Below are 14,896 nucleotides of genomic sequence, written 5' to 3'. Positions count from 1 at the left end.
GTGCGGGGTGCGGCGCTCCGGTGAGGAACCGTGGTTACTCGGCGGCCGTCAGGGCGGCGACGCGCTGGGCGATCGCCGACTTGCGGTTGGCGGCCTGGTTCTTGTGGATGACGCCCTTGCTGGCAGCCTTGTCCAGCTGGCGGGCGGCGGCGCGCTGGAGCGCGACGGCCTCGTCGACGTTGCCCTGGTCGGCGGCCTCGCGGAACTTGCGGATCGCCGTCTTCAGGGACGACTTGACAGCCTTGTTGCGCAGCCGGGCCTTCTCGTTCTGCCGGTTGCGCTTGATCTGGGACTTGATGTTCGCCACGAAGAAGCCTCGGTGATGTCGTCGGATGGGGCGCGCGGGCAGAGAGGGCGCGCCACACGCAGTTGAACAGGCTACCAACTGCCCGGGCGGCCGCTCAAATCGACGGCCTGGACAGAGGGATGCCTGACAATCGTACCCTGCTGATCTCAGGGCCGATACCAGGACGCGGTGTACTCGGCCCAATCCTCCTGCGTCGCGGCGAAGTCGACGTACAGCGCCAGCCCGAACCCCTCGCGCGGCGTCCCGTGCCTGCTCAGCGCCAGCCGGGCCCCCTCGGCTGCGGCGGCGACGCTCTCGGCGGCGTCGCCCCAGGGGACGTTGTGGTCGTGGTAGGCGGGGGCGCCCAGCAGCAGGGCCTTGCCGTCGGGCACGAGGCGCAGGGCGAGCTCGCCCTGCTGCGCGACGTGGCCGCGGTAGAGCGAACCGAGCGGCAGGCCGGAGTCGTAGGTCATGACCGCCACCTGGTCGGTGCGGGTCGCGACCTCGCGGAAGTACTCCTGCGACCAGTACTTGTCGTGGCCGATGACCGCGCGGGCCAGCGGGAGCATGCCCGGCACCGGCTCGATCTGCGGGGTCGAGGTCGACAGCGGGCCGTCGCCGACGAGCGGGCGGGTCCGCTCCAGCAGGTCGAGGAAGCCCGTGTCGCCGCTGGTGACGGGTTCGAAGTTGTAGTGCACGCCGTCGAAGCCGAGCGCCACGATGTCCCGCACGCCGTCGAGCACCCGCTGCCGGGCGGCCGGGTCGGCGAGGTCGAGGCCGTGGTCGACCTTCTGGCCGAGCCAGGGGGAGATGCGGACCCCGGGCAGCTCGGCCCGCCACCACTTCAGGAGGTCGCCGGCGTTGGCGTACCTGTCCGTCCGGAGCGTCCCGTCGAATTCGAACGGCCCCGCGTGGACGTAGACGTCCTTGATCCCGGTCTCGCGGAGCCGTACGGCCAGCGCCTTCACGTCCGTCTCGGTCCGGCGGCCGTCCACCCACGCGTGTCCCAGCCACAGGGCGTCGTGCCCCAGGCTCTTCGCCCAGGACTCGGGGGAGCCGGCGGCCTGAGCCCAGAAGAAGGCCGCGACCAGCGCGGGGAGTGCGACGAGGAGGGCCAGCGCGCCCGCGAGCGCGCGCAGGCAGCGCCGTACCATGATCCGTTTCGTCATCCGGACATGTGATCGCAGGGCGCCCCGTCCCGTCAACGGGCCCGCCGGACGGAACGGCCCGGTCCGGCGGGGGCGGGGACGAGGGGCGCCGAGCCGGGGAGGGGAGGAGGGGCGCGGCGGGGAGCGGTCTCCGGTCCCCCCGTTCCCTCCGCCGGGACGGAGCCACCGGCTGTTCTCCCCGCCGGGACGAAGCCACCGGCCGTCTCGCTAGACTTGCTGGGAAGATGGCTGGATTTGCCAGCCCCAGATCATCATCAATCCCGTCGAAACGGACACCGGTGCGTAATCAGCCTGGCCAGACCGATCCCGCGGTGATCCGCAACTTCTGCATCATCGCGCACATCGACCACGGCAAGTCGACGCTTGCCGACCGCATGCTGCAGATCACCGGCGTGGTCGACGACCGGTCCATGCGCGCCCAGTACCTCGACCGGATGGACATCGAGCGCGAGCGCGGCATCACGATCAAGTCGCAGGCGGTCCGGCTGCCGTGGAAGGTCGGCGAGACCGACTACGTCCTCAACATGATCGACACGCCGGGGCACGTGGACTTCACCTACGAGGTGTCCCGGTCGCTGCAGGCGTGCGAGGGCGCGATCCTGCTGGTCGACGCGGCGCAGGGGATCGAGGCCCAGACCCTGGCCAACCTCTACCTGGCGATGAACGCCGACCTGACGATCATCCCGGTGCTCAACAAGATCGACCTGCCCGCCGCCCAGCCGGAGAAGTACGCCGCCGAGCTGGCCCACCTCATCGGCTGCGAGCCGGAGGACGTGCTGAAGGTCTCCGGCAAGACCGGCGTCGGCGTGCGCGAGCTCCTCGACCACGTGGTCGCGAACATCCCCGCCCCGGTCGGCGAGGCCGACGCGGCGGCCCGCGCACTGATCTTCGACTCGGTCTACGACACCTACCGCGGCGTGGTCACCTACGTCCGGGTCATGGACGGCCACCTGGGCAAGCGCGAGCGCATCCAGATGATGTCCACCGGCGCCTCCCACGAGACGCTGGAGATCGGCGTCATCTCGCCGGAGCCGAAGGTCGCCGACCAGGGCCTCGGCGTCGGCGAGGTGGGCTACCTGATCACCGGCGTGAAGGACGTGCGCCAGTCGCGTGTCGGTGACACGGTGACCTCGGCGGGCAAGCCCGCGACCGAGCCGCTCGGCGGCTACGAGCACCCCAAGCCGATGGTCTTCTCCGGTCTCTACCCGATCGACGGCGACGACTACCCGGAGCTGCGCGAGGCGCTGGACAAGCTCCAGCTCAACGACGCCGCCCTGGTCTACGAGCCGGAGACCTCCGCGGCCCTGGGCTTCGGCTTCCGCTGCGGCTTCCTCGGCCTGCTCCACATGGAGATCGTCCGCGAGCGCCTGGAGCGGGAGTTCAACCTCTCGCTCATCTCCACCGCGCCCAACGTGATCTACCGGGTGATCATGGAGGACGGCAAGGAGGTCGTCGTCACCAACCCGTCGGAGTTCCCCACGGGCAAGGTCGACAAGGTCTACGAACCGGTGACGAAGGCGACCGTGCTGGTCCCCTCGGAGTTCATCGGCGCCATCATGGAGCTGTGCCAGAACCGGCGCGGCTCCCTGCAGGGCATGGACTACCTGTCGGAGGACCGCGTCGAGATCCGCTACACCATGCCGCTCGGCGAGATCATCTTCGACTTCTTCGACCAGCTCAAGTCGCGCACGCGCGGCTACGCCTCGCTCGACTACGAGCCGCACGGCGAGCAGGAGGCCGACCTGGTCAAGGTCGACATCCTGCTCCAGGGCGAGGCCGTCGACGCCTTCAGCGCCATCGTGCACAAGGACAAGGCGTACGGCTACGGCGTCGAGATGGCCAAGAAGCTCCGCGAGCTCATCCCGCGGCAGCAGTTCGAGGTGCCGATCCAGGCGGCCATCGGCGCCCGGGTCATCGCCCGCGAGAACATCCGCGCCATCCGCAAGGACGTGCTCGCCAAGTGCTACGGCGGCGACATCTCCCGTAAGCGCAAGCTGCTGGAGAAGCAGAAGGAAGGCAAGAAGCGGATGAAGATGGTCGGCCGGGTGGAGGTCCCCCAGGAGGCCTTCGTCGCCGCGCTGTCCACCGAGTCCTCCGCGGACAAGGCCAAGAAGTAGTCCCGGGACGCGACCTGCCGCGGGCGGGCACCGGGCCGGTGCCCGCCCCCGGCGTCTCCGCCCCCGGCGGGGGAGCCGCGGGCGGTCCCGGTACGGGGCCCGCGGAGCAGCGGGCGCGGGACCCCGCGGGAGAGCGGCGGGCCGGCGGGCCCGCGCGGCCGTCGGCGCGGGATCCGCGTCAGCGCAGGATCCGGTAGAGCGCCGAGGTCAGCGAGCCCTTGGCGTCGTCCTGGTCGAGCGACCACATCATCGAGCCGCCGAGGCCCTTCAGCCGGATGTACGCCGCCTTGGCGGTCACGGTCGCCGGGTCGTCGTAGGACCAGAACTCGTTGCCGTCGTAGAGCCACACCGTGCCCGTGCGCGGGTCGTGGTAGCGCTTGCCGGGCTTGTTCACCAGGTCCTTGTAGTCCTCGGTGCCGGCGGCCCACTTGCCGGGGGCGGGACCGGTCGCGGTGCCGTACAGGCCGTTCCTGCCGCCGGTCACGCCCGTCCAGCCCTGCCCGTAGGCGGGGACGCCGACCACGATCTTCCTTGCCGGAGCGCCGCGCGACAGGTAGTCGCGGACGGTCGCATCGACGCTGTAGCGCACCTCGTTGGGGTCGCGCCGGTCGGTGAACAGGTTGCCGTTGTGGCCGGTGCGGGTCTCCCAGGGGCCGTGCAGGTCGTAGCCCTGGACGGTGGCGAAGGTCAGGTTGCGGAAGACCTCGCGGACCTCGAAGCCCGCGTCGATCTTCGCCGCGGCGGCGGGCAGGAAGGCGGTCAGCTCGCTGCGCCGGTCGAAGGCGTTCATCTGGCGGCGGAGCTCGGCGACGAAGAGGGTGAAGTTCCGCTTGTCCTCGGGGCGGATCACGTTGCCCTCGGCGCCGGCGGAGCCGGGCCACTCCCAGTCGAGGTCGATGCCGTCGAAGACGCCGGCTCCGGTGCCGGGCGGGGTCCCCGGGAGGTTCCCGCGCAGCCACAGGTCGATGCAGGAGGAGGCCAGCTTGGCGCGGCCGGCGGGGGTGAGGACGGCGTCGGAGAAGTACTTCGAGCCGGTCCAGCCGCCGAGGGAGATCAGCGCCTTGAGCCCCGGATGCTTGGCCTTGAGCTTCTTGAGCTGGTTCAGGTTGCCGGCGAGGGCCTGGCCCTCGGCGTCGGCGGCGCCGTCCACGCTCTGCTCGGCGGGGACCGGGCGCTGCCAGTCGGCCCAGGGGTCGGAGGAGTAGCACTCGCCCTGCTCGTTGACGAAGCCGAAGGCGTAGTTGATGTGGGTCAGCTTGGCGGCCGAGCCGCTGGTGTCGAGGTCCTTGACGTGGAAGTCGCGCCCGTAGACGCCCCACTGGATGAAGTAGCCGACCCGCTTGAAGCGGTCGCCGGAGCCGCCGGAGGTCTCGGCCTGGGCCGGGGCGGGTACGGCCGCCGCGGCCAGGGCGGTGACGGCCGCGGCCACGAAGGTACGCCGGAGGAGTCTCTGCACGGGATTCTCCACTGTTCGGGGGATGCTGTCCGAGACTACTTATAGGAAACTTTCCTTTAAGTTTTCCCGGATCGTAGGCCCGCGCGACCGGCCCGTCAACGGAGTGCCGGAGATTCCCCTCATGCGCCCGTACCGGGCACCGCCGCGGGCGCGGCAGACTTGAGGGGTGCCATCCACCCTGCCCGACGGCGAGCCCGTACCGCCCTCCGGAGAGCTGCCGCCCGGCGCGCTCGACGGTCTGGGCACGCGGCCCTTCGGCTTCTACGTGCACGTGCCCTTCTGCGTGACGCGCTGCGGCTACTGCGACTTCAACACCTACACCGCGACCGAGCTCGGCCCCGGCGCCTCGCACGCGGACTACGCCGACACCGCGATCCAGGAGGTACGGCGGGCCCGCGCCAACCTCGGCGCGGCCGCGCCGAAGGTCGAGACCGTCTTCTTCGGCGGCGGCACCCCCACCCTGCTGCCCGCCCGCGACCTGGTGCGCGTCCTCGGCGCGATCGACGAGGAGTTCGGCCTGGTCCCGGACGCCGAGGTGACCACCGAGGCGAACCCCGAGTCGGTGGATCCGGCCTACCTGGCCGAGCTGCGGCGCGGAGGGTTCACCCGGATGAGCTTCGGCATGCAGAGCGCCCGCGAGCACGTGCTGGCGGTGCTGGACCGCAGGCACACGCCGGGCCGGGCGGCCCGGGCCGTACGGGAGGCCAGGGCGGAGGGGTTCGAGCACGTCAACCTGGACCTGATCTACAGCACACCGGGGGAGAGCGACGACGACTGGCGGGCCTCGCTGGCCGCGGCGATCGAGGCCGGCCCCGACCACGTCTCGGCCTACTCGCTGATCGTGGAGGAGGGCACCCGGCTCGCCGCCCGGATCCGCCGCGGCGAGCTGCCGATGCCCGACGACGACGTGGCCGCCGACCGCTACCTCATCGCCGAGGAGATGCTCACCGAGGCGGGCTTCGCCTGGTACGAGGTCTCGAACTGGGCGGCCTCCCCGCAGGGCCGCTGCCGGCACAACCTGCTCTACTGGACCGGCGGCGACTGGTGGGGCGTGGGCCCCGGCGCGCACAGCCACGTCGGCGGCACCCGGTGGTGGAACGTCAAGCACCCGGCGGCCTACGCCGGGCGGCTGGCCTCGGGCGTCTCGCCCGCACACGGGCGCGAGGTGCTGACGGCCGAGGACCGCGCGATGGAGCGGCTGATGCTGGAGCTGCGGCTGGCCGAGGGCTTCCCGCTGGCGGAGATCGACCGGCCGGTCGTGGTCGCCCGGGCGCTGGCCGACGGCCTGCTGGAGACGGAGCCGTTCAAGGAGGGCCGCGCGGTGCTGACGCTGCGCGGGCGCCTGCTGGCCGACGCCCTGGTGCGCGACCTGGTCGGCTGAGGTGCCGGCGCGGGGCCCGGAGCCGCCCGCGGGCGGCTCCGGGCGTGCCCGGGGCGGTGCTCCCGCGGACGTCAGCCGACGAAGCGGATGGTCATCGGGTAGCGGTGGTTCTCGCCGCGGTTGGCCGCGACGGCGGCGAGGACCATGAGGACGACCGAGCCGATCCAGATCACCGGCAGCAGCAGGAAGCCGATGAACGCGAACGCCAGCACCCACGCGACGATGTAGGCGATCATCAGGGTGAGCTGGAAGTTCAGCGCCTCGCCCGCCTGGTCGCGCACATAGGGGGACTCGTCCTTCTTGACCAGGTACATCACCAGGGGGCCGAGGAACCCGGTGAGCAGGCCCAGCAGGTGGGAGAGCATGGCCAGGGTGGTGTCGTCGCTGCCGGGGCGCGGGCCCCGGGGACCGTACTGCCCGTACGGGCCGTACTGTCCGTACGCGCTGCCGTACTGCCCGTGGGAGCCGTACTGTCCGTACGCGCCGTAGGGGTCGTAGGAGCCGGAGGGCGTGCCGTAGGGGTCGTAGGGCCCGCCCGGCGCGCCGTACGCGCCGGGCGGCGGCGGGTGGGAGCCGGGGTGTCCCTGGCCCCCGTACGGCGGGGTGGCGGGCGGAGGACGGTCCCAGGCGGGCCGGCCGTACCCCTCGGCGTACCCGTGGCCGTACCCCTCGCCGTGTCCCTCGCCGTGTCCCTCACCGTGTCCCCGGCCGGGCGGTGTCCGGCCGTCGTCGCCGGTGCGGTGGCGGGGCTCGCCGGGGTTCTCGCTCATGGACCCTCCTGACGGGTCGTGAAGTGATCAGCCGGTCTCCTCGGCGGCCGTCACGAAGTCGATCAGTTCTTCGACCCGGCCGAGCAGTTCCGGCTCCAGGTCAGCATATGTCGTGACCGCTGCGAGGATCCGGCGCCAGGCGTCGCCCGGCGCGAGGTCCCAGCCCAGCGCGGCGACGACCCCCTCCTTCCACGGCACGCCCCGCGGCACGGACGGCCAGGCGGGGATGCCGAGCACCGACGGCTTGACCGCCTGCCAGACGTCGACGAAGGGATGGCCGACGACCAGCACGTGCGGGGAGGAGATCCGCGCGGCGATCCGGCTCTCCTTCGAGCCCTCCACCAGATGGTCGACGAGCACGCCCAGGCGGCGTCCGGGGCCCGGCGCGAACTCCGCCACGATCGCGGGCAGGTCGTCGACACCCTCCAGGTACTCCACGACCACGCCCTCGATGCGCAGGTCGTGCCCCCAGACCTTCTCCACGAGCGCGGCGTCGTGCACGCCCTCGACGTAGATCCGGCTCTCCCGGGCGACGCGGGCGCGCAGCCCCTCCACCGCGATGGAGCCGGAGGCGCTGCGCCGTGGCCCTCGCGGCGCGGCGGCGGGCCGCACCAGTGTCACGACCCTGCCCTCCAGCAGGAACGCGGCGGGCTCCAGCGGGAACACCCGCCGCCGCCCGAACCGGTCCTCCAGGGTGACCGCCTCCTTGTCGCAGGCGACCACGGCGCCGCAGAAGCGGCCGTCGGCGTCCTCCACGACCAGGCCGGGCTCGGCGGGGACCTCCGGGATCGTCCCCCTGCCGGGCCGCCGCCAGTCGCCCGCCAGCACGTCACGCTCGTACACCGCCGCCTCCCGCGCCCTCGGCCTTAAGGACCTCAGGGACGGTAGCAAAGGCGGCGATCGTCCGTCAGGGGAGCGCGGCCGCTCACCACGCGCCGGCGGCGATGCGCCTGCGGGCGCGGCTCCGCTTCACCAGCACGACGACGGTCACGATGATCGCCAGCAGGAAGCCGAAGGCCGGGATCAGGAAGAACGCCGCGACACCGCCCACGATCGAGCCGGCCGCCAGTTCCTTGCCCACGCCGAAGCGGGCCTGGCCCTCGCCCTGCACGGCGCAGCCGACCGTGTACTCGCCCGTCTGGTCGACCTCGAGCAGGAACGCCTGCTCCCAGACGGTGTCGCCGTCGGTGACGGTCGTCCGCCCGACCGGCGCCGTCAGGGTGCCCTCCGGGGTGCCCTGCTGGAAGCCGCACTCGAACCGGGTGCCCTGCTCGGCGTTGACGTAGACGGCGTGCTTGCCGTCCTTGTCCAGCGCGACCTTCACGAACTCGCCGGAGCCGAACGAGGAGGTGGGCGCGGCGTCGGTGACGCCGCCGAAGATGGCCCCGCCGGCGACGAGGACGCCGATGCCGATGGAGACGAACGCCAGCAGCCAGGCGCCGACGATCCAGCCGATGCCCGGCTTCACCTTCGGGGGCGGGCCCGCCGGGGCGCCGTAGCCGGGCGGGGCGTAGCCGTGGCCGCCGTACGGCTGCGCGGGGGCGTGCGGGGAGGGGGCGTGACCGGGGGCGCCGTGGCCGCCTCCGGCAGGGGTGCCGAAATCGTGTGACATGCAGGAGAGTGTGAAGCTTGCCGCTTGTATCCCAATAGCAGTTGACTTGACGACCGGGCGCTCCCCGGTTCCGGACCGTGTTCTCGCACCCCGCGGGCGGCGGCCGTACACTTGTTGGCACTCGGGAACACAGAGTGCCAGTCCCGGTGTTCTCCGTTCGGGCGTGCACGGTGCAGGCAAGGAGGTGAGCGCGGTGGTCGACGACCGCAAGCTCGCGGTGCTTCGCGCCATCGTCGAGGACTACGTGTCCACCAATGAGCCGGTGGGTTCCAAGGCTCTCGCCGAGCGGCACAACCTGGGCGTCTCACCGGCGACCATCCGCAACGACATGGCGGTGCTGGAGGAGCAGGGCTACATCGCCCAGCCCCACACCAGCGCCGGCCGGGTGCCCACCGACAAGGGCTACCGGCTCTTCGTCGACCGGCTCTCCCAGGTCAAGCCGCTCTCCGCGGCCGAGCGCAGGGCGATCGAGACCTTCCTGGCGGGCGCGGTCGACATCGACGACGTCGTGACGCGGACGGTGCGGCTGCTGGCGCAGCTCACCCGCCAGGTCGCCGTCGTGCAGTACCCCTCGCTGACCCGCTCCACCGTCCGGCACGTCGAGCTCGTCCCGCTGAGCGAGCGCCGCCTGATGTTCGTTCTCATCACCAACACCGGCCGGGTCGAGCAGCGCGTGGTCGAGCTGCCCGACGTGGTGGACGAGGCCCGCGTGGCCCACCTGCGCGCCATGCTCAACGCCTGCCTGGACGGCTGCGGCCTCACCAGCGTCCCGGACAAGGTCGCCGACCTGCCCGACCGGCTGCCGCCGGAGGACCGGCCGCTGGCCGCCACGGTCCTGTCGGTGCTCCTGGAGTCCCTCGTGGAGCGCCAGGAGGAGAAGATCGTCTTCGCGGGGGCCGCCAACCTGGCCGGAGCCGACTTCACCGTCGGCCTCCGCGACGTGCTGGAGGCGCTGGAGGAGCAGGTGGTGCTCATGCGCCTGCTCGGCGAGACCTCCGATCCGTCCACGCTGACCGTGCGGATCGGCTCGGAGAACCCCTACACCGGACTCCAGGGGACGTCGATCGTCGCCGCCGGGTACGGTTCCGGAGGCAACCAACTGGCCCGGCTCGGTGTGCTGGGGCCGACACGAATGGACTACCCGGTCACGATGGGCGCCGTGCGCGCGGTGGCACGCTACGTCAGCCAGATCCTGGCTGCATCCTAAGAGGTCGACTAAGTGGCTAAGACTGACTACTACGGCACCCTCGGGGTGCGCCGCGACGCCAGTGCGGAGGAGATCAAGAAGGCCTACCGCAGGCTGGCGCGTGAGCTGCACCCCGACGTGAACCCCGATCCCGCTACCCAGGAGCGCTTCAAGGAGATCACGCAGGCCTACGAGGTCCTGTCCGATCCCAACAAGCGCCAGATGTACGACCTGGGCGGCGACCCCTTCGGCGGGGGCGGCGCGGGTGCCGGCGGCTTCGGCGCGGGCTTCCCGTTCAGCGACATCATGGACGCCTTCTTCGGCACGGCCGCCGGAGGCGGGCGGGGCCCCCGCTCCCGGGCACGCCGGGGCCGCAACGCCACGATCCGGGTCGAGCTCGACCTGCGCGAGTCGGCCTTCGGCACCACCCGCGAACTGGTCGTCGACACCGCCGTGCTCTGCGAGGTCTGCTCCGGCTCCGGGGCGGCGGCCGGCACCCACCCCGACACCTGCGACATGTGCCGCGGCCGCGGCGAGGTCTCCCAGGTCACCCGCTCCTTCCTCGGCCAGGTCATGACCTCCCGGCCCTGCCCCCAGTGCGGCGGGTTCGGCTCGATCATCCGCCACCCCTGCCAGGAGTGCTCCGGCGACGGCCGCGTGCGCACCCGGCGCACCATCAAGGTCCGCATCCCGGCGGGCGTGGAGGACGGCACCCACATCCAGCTCGCCGGCGAGGGCGAGATCGGCCCCGGCGGCGGCCCGCCCGGCGACCTGTTCCTGGAGATCGTCGAGCGCCCCCACGAGATCTTCGAGCGGCGCGGCGACGACCTGCACTGCACCGTGCAGATCCCGATGACGGCCGCCGCGCTCGGCACGGTCCTGGCCGTGGAGACGCTCGACGGCACCGAGGAGATCGACGTCCGGCCGGGCACCCAGTCCGGGCAGACCATCGCCCTGTACGGCCGCGGCGTGCAGCGCCTCAACGAGACCGGCCGCGGCGACCTGCTCATCCACGTCAACGTGGAGACGCCCTCCCGCCTCGACCCGGCCCAGGAGGAGCTCCTGCGGGAGCTGGCCAGGCTCCGCGGCGAGGAGCGGCCGCCCGGCAAGTTCGCCCCCGGCCAGCAGGGCTTCTTCTCGCGCCTGAGGGACGCGTTCAACGGCCGATGACGGCCCCCGTCTTCCTGGCGGACCCGGCCGACCTGGCGGAGGGGGAGTTCACGCTCGCCGGCCCCGAGGGGCGCCACGCGGCGGCCGTGCGGCGGTTGCGCGAGGGGGAGCGGCTCGACCTGACCGACGGGGCGGGCACCGTGGCCGAGTGCGTCGTCCTGGCCGCGGGCAAGGACTCCCTCCGCGTGCGGGTGCTGGACCGCCACGAGGTGCCCGCCCCCCGGCCGCGCCTGGTCGTGGTGCAGGGGCTGCCCAAGGGCGAGCGGGGCGAGCTGGCCGTGGAGATGATGACGGAGGCCGGGGTCGACGTCATCGTGCCCTGGGCCGCGCTCCGGTGCGTCACCCGCTGGAAGGGCGACAGGGAGGCCAAGGCCCTGGCGCGCTGGCGCTCGACCGCGCGGGAGGCCGGCAAGCAGGCGCGCCGGTTCCGCCTGCCCGAGGTGGCCCCCCTCGCGACGGGCGCCGAGGTCGCCGCCCTGCTGTCGGCCGCGGCGCTGGGGATCGTGCTGCACGAGGAGGCCGCCTCGCCGCTCTCGGCGCTGCCCCTGCCCGGGGAGGGCGACATCGTCGTGGTCGTCGGGCCCGAGGGCGGGATCGCCGACGAGGAGATCGACGCCTTCCGGGCGGCCGGAGCCGTGCCCGCGCTGCTCGGGCCGACGGTCCTGCGGACCTCGACGGCCGGGGTCGCCGCCGCGGCGGTGCTCCAGTCGCGCACCGGCCGCTGGTGACCCCGGCCTAGCGGCCGAGGGGGGTCGGGGTGACCTCCTCCGACGGCAGCGGAGGCTGCGGGTTCTCCACCTGCCGGCAGTCGTCGCCGGAGCAGGGGCTCTCCGAGGGGACGGCGGGCTCCGACGGCGTCGGGGCCGGCGTCCCGGTCGCCGCGCACTCCTCCCGGGCCTCCTCGGGCTCGGCCGGAGCCGCCCCGGGGTCCGCGGTCGGGCAGGTGGGGGTGGGCGTCGGCGTGGGGGTCGGCGTCGGGCCCGGCTGCGGGGGCGGGTCCGGAACCGTGCGCCTGGTCTGCGCGGGGACGGGCGGCTGCGTCGTGGTGGGCCTGGCGTTGGCGGGCGGGATGCGCTCGTCCTTCGACGGCAGCGGCCGGGAGGTGCCCGACAGATCGGTGGAGGCGGGCGGGGCGGGCTTGACGTCTCCGGCGGAGGCGATCTGCGCCACCTGCTCGCGCAGGCCGGGGACGAACATGACGACGGAGGCCGCGACGAGCACGGCTCCGGCGGCGGAGGCTCCGGCACGCCACCAGAACAGCCGCCGGAGCCCGCGCCGCTCGATGCGGGCGCGGATGACCTCCAGTCCGTCCGGGGAGGGAACGACCGAGTCCGCCTCCGCGCTGAGGACACGGCGGAGCAGCTCGCCGTACTCGTCGGGGGAGTCGGTCATGACAGTTGCTCCAGAATGTTCCGTAGGGCGGCCATGCCGCGAGCCGTGTGGCTCTTGACCGCGCCTTTGCTGATGCCCATCGCGTCGGCGATCTGCGCCTCGGACAGGTCTCCGTAGTAGCGCAGGACGAGCGCCTCCCGCTGGCGCGCGGGCAGCCCCCGCAGCGCCTCGATGACGGCGGACCGCTCAAGCTCGCCGATCGCGCCGTTCTCGGCGCTCGGCGCGTCGGGCAGCCCCTTGGGGGCGTACTTCTCGACGACCGCCCGGTGCCGGAGCACCGAACGTGATCGGTTGACGACCGACTGACGCAGGTAGGCCAGTGCCTTGTCGGGATCGCGCAGTCTGCGCCAGGCGCCGTGGATGGCGACGAACGCGTCCTGCACGACCTCCTCCGCGGTTGCCATGTCGCGGACGAGCAACACCGCGAGACGCACAAGAGACCGGTAGTGCGCGCTGTAGAGCGCGGTAACGGCCATGTCGGCATCCCACCCGGCGGGCACCGCCCCGAGCGACCTGTCGGCCACGAGGGTCTCGGTGGTCACATCAGTGGGACGCTCGGCCTTCCCAGGGGGTTTACGCTCTCGTGGTTCATTAGGGGGCATGACCCTGTCGTGTCCTCGCCAGGCGGCCTCGGGGGCGGCTCGCAGATGTCTTCCGTCGCAAGTTTCGCACACCCGATCCGTTCCGGCGGATCTTTCCCCGCCGACCGGGATCGCGCGCCCGTCCCCGGCGCGCGTGCGGATCACCCGGCCGTGCGCGGGATAAGGTTCCCCCATGGTGAGTGAAGCCGACTGCCTGTTCTGCGGGATCGTCGCCGGGAGGATCCCGGCGGAGGTCGTCCACGAGACGGAGCGCACGCTGGCCTTCCGGGACATAAATCCCCAGGCGCCGACGCACGTCCTGGTGATCCCCAAGGAGCACTACCCGACCGCGGCGGCGCTGGCCGCCGCCGACCACGGACTGGCCGACGACGTGATCGAGGCCGCGCACGCGGTCGCCGAGCGGGAGGGCGTCGCCGACTCGGGCTACCGGCTGGTCTTCAACACCGGCCCGGGCGCGGGCCAGACCGTCTTCCACGTGCACGGGCACGTGCTGGGCGGACGCGACCTGACCTGGCCGCCCGGGTGAGGGCGGGACGAAACGGGCAGGCGTGATCGCCGTGTCGGCGGATACGATGACGTGAGGAAGCGCCCCGCGGGGCGCCGCCGCACATCCGCCGTCGATGTCTGGAGGCGAACAGGCCGCTAGGCCCGCCCATGTCCGAGCCAAACGATTCCAGCAGAACATCACCTCCGCGTTCCAAGGGCCCGAGCCGGGTCCAGGCGAAGGTGGTGATTCCGGACGATCATTCGATGCTCAGCCTGCTGGGCTCAAGCGACGAGCTGCTGCGGGTCATCGAAGGCGCCTTCCGCGCCGATATCCACGTCCGGGGCAACGAGATCACCATCACCGGCAGCCCCGAGGAGAGCAGCGTCGTGGTGCGCCTCTTCGAGGAGCTGACCGAACTGGTCAGCGGGGGCGCCGAGCTGACGGCGGACGCGGTGGAGCGCAGCATCGCCATGCTGCGGATGACCTCCGACCGGCCGGCCGAGGTGCTCTCCCTCGACATCATCTCCTCACGGGGCCGGACCATCCGGCCGAAGACCGTCAACCAGAAGCGCTACGTCGACGCGATCGACAAGCACACGATCGTCTTCGGCATCGGACCGGCCGGCACCGGCAAGACCTACCTCGCGATGGCCAAGGCCGTGCGGGCCCTGCAGGAGAAGAAGGTCAACCGGATCATCCTCACCCGCCCGGCCGTCGAGGCGGGCGAGCGGCTGGGCTTCCTGCCCGGCACGCTCTACGAGAAGATCGATCCCTACCTGCGCCCGCTCTACGACGCGCTGCACGACATGATCGACCCGGACTCGATCCCCCGGCTGATGGCCGCGGGCACGATCGAGGTCGCCCCGCTGGCCTACATGCGCGGCCGCACGCTCAACGACGCCTTCATCATCCTGGACGAGGCGCAGAACACCTCGCCGGAGCAGATGAAGATGTTCCTGACCCGGCTGGGCTTCAACTCGAAGATCGTCGTGACCGGTGACGTGACGCAGGTCGACCTGCCCGGCGGCACGCAGAGCGGCCTGCGGGTGGTGCAGGAGATCCTCGACGGCATCTCCGACATCCACTTCTCCAGGCTGACCAGCTCCGACGTGGTCCGGCACAAGCTGGTCAGCGACATCGTGGACGCCTACGGGCGCTATGACGAGGCCCTGCGGCGGAGCGCGCCGCAGGCGATCAAGGGCGGGGCCGGCAAGCGCCCCCGGGAAAGACAGTGAACGTGACAGAGCGGAGTGAAAGGGCTCGTGCGG

General features: G+C 72.2%; 15 protein-coding genes. 7 read left to right on the top strand and 8 right to left on the bottom strand.

All coding sequences use genetic code 11. The annotated features are described in order from the left end of the window. Positions 1-34 precede the first annotated feature (34 nt). Both rpsT and ABD823_RS11700 read right to left on the bottom strand, forming a co-directional pair. Entirely contained in the window at positions 35-307 is a 273-nt protein-coding gene (rpsT, locus tag ABD823_RS11705; RefSeq protein ID WP_344858703.1) for a 30S ribosomal protein S20, read from the bottom strand. Between the two features lie 146 nt (positions 308-453). After that, the gene (locus ABD823_RS11700; protein WP_344858702.1) at positions 454-1,455 is read right to left on the bottom strand and encodes a hypothetical protein; all 1,002 of its coding nucleotides are present in this window, start codon (positions 1,453-1,455) and stop codon (positions 454-456) included. A gap of 278 nt (positions 1,456-1,733) precedes the next feature. On the opposite strand from ABD823_RS11700, the gene lepA reads away from it, so the two are divergent. Continuing rightward, a complete protein-coding gene (gene lepA, locus ABD823_RS11695; RefSeq protein ID WP_344858700.1) occupies positions 1,734-3,572 on the top strand; it encodes a translation elongation factor 4 in 1,839 nt (612 codons plus the stop codon). Positions 3,573-3,750: 178 nt separating this feature from the next. Here the strand turns inward: lepA and ABD823_RS11690 are convergent, their stop codons facing one another. Continuing rightward, on the bottom strand, positions 3,751-5,028 hold the full coding sequence (locus ABD823_RS11690; protein WP_344858698.1) for a glycoside hydrolase family 18 protein: 1,278 nt from the start codon (positions 5,026-5,028) through the stop codon (positions 3,751-3,753). Between the two features lie 166 nt (positions 5,029-5,194). Here ABD823_RS11690 and hemW point away from each other — a divergent pair, with 166 nt between their 5' ends. Beyond that, positions 5,195-6,409 carry a radical SAM family heme chaperone HemW gene (gene hemW / locus ABD823_RS11685; RefSeq protein ID WP_344858696.1) on the top strand — a complete coding sequence of 405 codons (1,215 nt, stop codon included), beginning with the start codon at positions 5,195-5,197 and terminating at the stop codon, positions 6,407-6,409. Positions 6,410-6,480: 71 nt separating this feature from the next. Here the strand turns inward: hemW and ABD823_RS11680 are convergent, their stop codons facing one another. From ABD823_RS11680 to ABD823_RS11670, 3 genes are all read right to left on the bottom strand, one after another. Beyond that, positions 6,481-7,179, bottom strand: a complete 699-nt coding sequence (locus ABD823_RS11680) for a DUF4870 domain-containing protein (protein WP_344858694.1) — start codon at positions 7,177-7,179, stop codon at positions 6,481-6,483. A 27-nt stretch (positions 7,180-7,206) separates the two neighbouring features. Continuing rightward, positions 7,207-8,022, bottom strand: coding sequence for a DUF3097 domain-containing protein (locus ABD823_RS11675; protein ID WP_344858693.1), 816 nt, complete (start codon positions 8,020-8,022; stop codon positions 7,207-7,209). An 82-nt stretch (positions 8,023-8,104) separates the two neighbouring features. Beyond that, complete coding sequence (locus tag ABD823_RS11670) at positions 8,105-8,791, bottom strand: hypothetical protein (protein WP_344858691.1); 687 nt, start codon at positions 8,789-8,791, stop codon at positions 8,105-8,107. 193 nt (positions 8,792-8,984) lie between these two features. Here ABD823_RS11670 and hrcA point away from each other — a divergent pair, with 193 nt between their 5' ends. The 3 genes from hrcA to ABD823_RS11655 are packed head-to-tail and all read left to right on the top strand — an operon-like array spanning position 8,985 to position 11,875. Next, complete coding sequence (gene hrcA, locus ABD823_RS11665; protein ID WP_344858717.1) at positions 8,985-9,998, top strand: heat-inducible transcriptional repressor HrcA; 1,014 nt, start codon at positions 8,985-8,987, stop codon at positions 9,996-9,998. Between the two features lie 12 nt (positions 9,999-10,010). Next, positions 10,011-11,147 (top strand): molecular chaperone DnaJ, encoded by a 1,137-nt coding sequence (gene dnaJ / locus ABD823_RS11660; protein ID WP_344858689.1) that lies wholly within the window; start codon positions 10,011-10,013, stop codon positions 11,145-11,147. Further along, positions 11,144-11,875, top strand: coding sequence for a 16S rRNA (uracil(1498)-N(3))-methyltransferase (locus ABD823_RS11655; RefSeq protein ID WP_344858687.1), 732 nt, complete (start codon positions 11,144-11,146; stop codon positions 11,873-11,875). Before dnaJ ends, ABD823_RS11655 begins: the two co-directional genes overlap by 4 nt. 7 nt (positions 11,876-11,882) lie before the next feature. Here the strand turns inward: ABD823_RS11655 and ABD823_RS11650 are convergent, their stop codons facing one another. Both ABD823_RS11650 and ABD823_RS11645 read right to left on the bottom strand, forming a co-directional pair. Continuing rightward, a complete protein-coding gene (locus tag ABD823_RS11650; RefSeq protein WP_344858685.1) occupies positions 11,883-12,539 on the bottom strand; it encodes a hypothetical protein in 657 nt (218 codons plus the stop codon). Further along, positions 12,536-13,015 (bottom strand): SigE family RNA polymerase sigma factor, encoded by a 480-nt coding sequence (locus tag ABD823_RS11645; RefSeq protein ID WP_344858715.1) that lies wholly within the window; start codon positions 13,013-13,015, stop codon positions 12,536-12,538. The genes ABD823_RS11650 and ABD823_RS11645 overlap by 4 nt, the downstream gene beginning before the upstream one ends. 301 nt (positions 13,016-13,316) lie before the next feature. Between ABD823_RS11645 and ABD823_RS11640 the strand changes: the two genes are divergently transcribed. Next, entirely contained in the window at positions 13,317-13,667 is a 351-nt protein-coding gene (locus ABD823_RS11640; protein WP_344858713.1) for a histidine triad nucleotide-binding protein, read from the top strand. Positions 13,668-13,795: 128 nt separating this feature from the next. Next, entirely contained in the window at positions 13,796-14,863 is a 1,068-nt protein-coding gene (locus ABD823_RS11635) for a PhoH family protein (RefSeq protein ID WP_425566595.1), read from the top strand. Positions 14,864-14,896: the final 33 nt, after the last annotated feature.

The organism is Planomonospora alba (assembly GCF_039534085.1).
Classification (GTDB): domain Bacteria; phylum Actinomycetota; class Actinomycetes; order Streptosporangiales; family Streptosporangiaceae; genus Planomonospora_B; species Planomonospora_B alba.
Note: the sequence above shows the minus strand (reverse complement) of the source record. Positions and strands in the feature narration are given on the sequence as shown.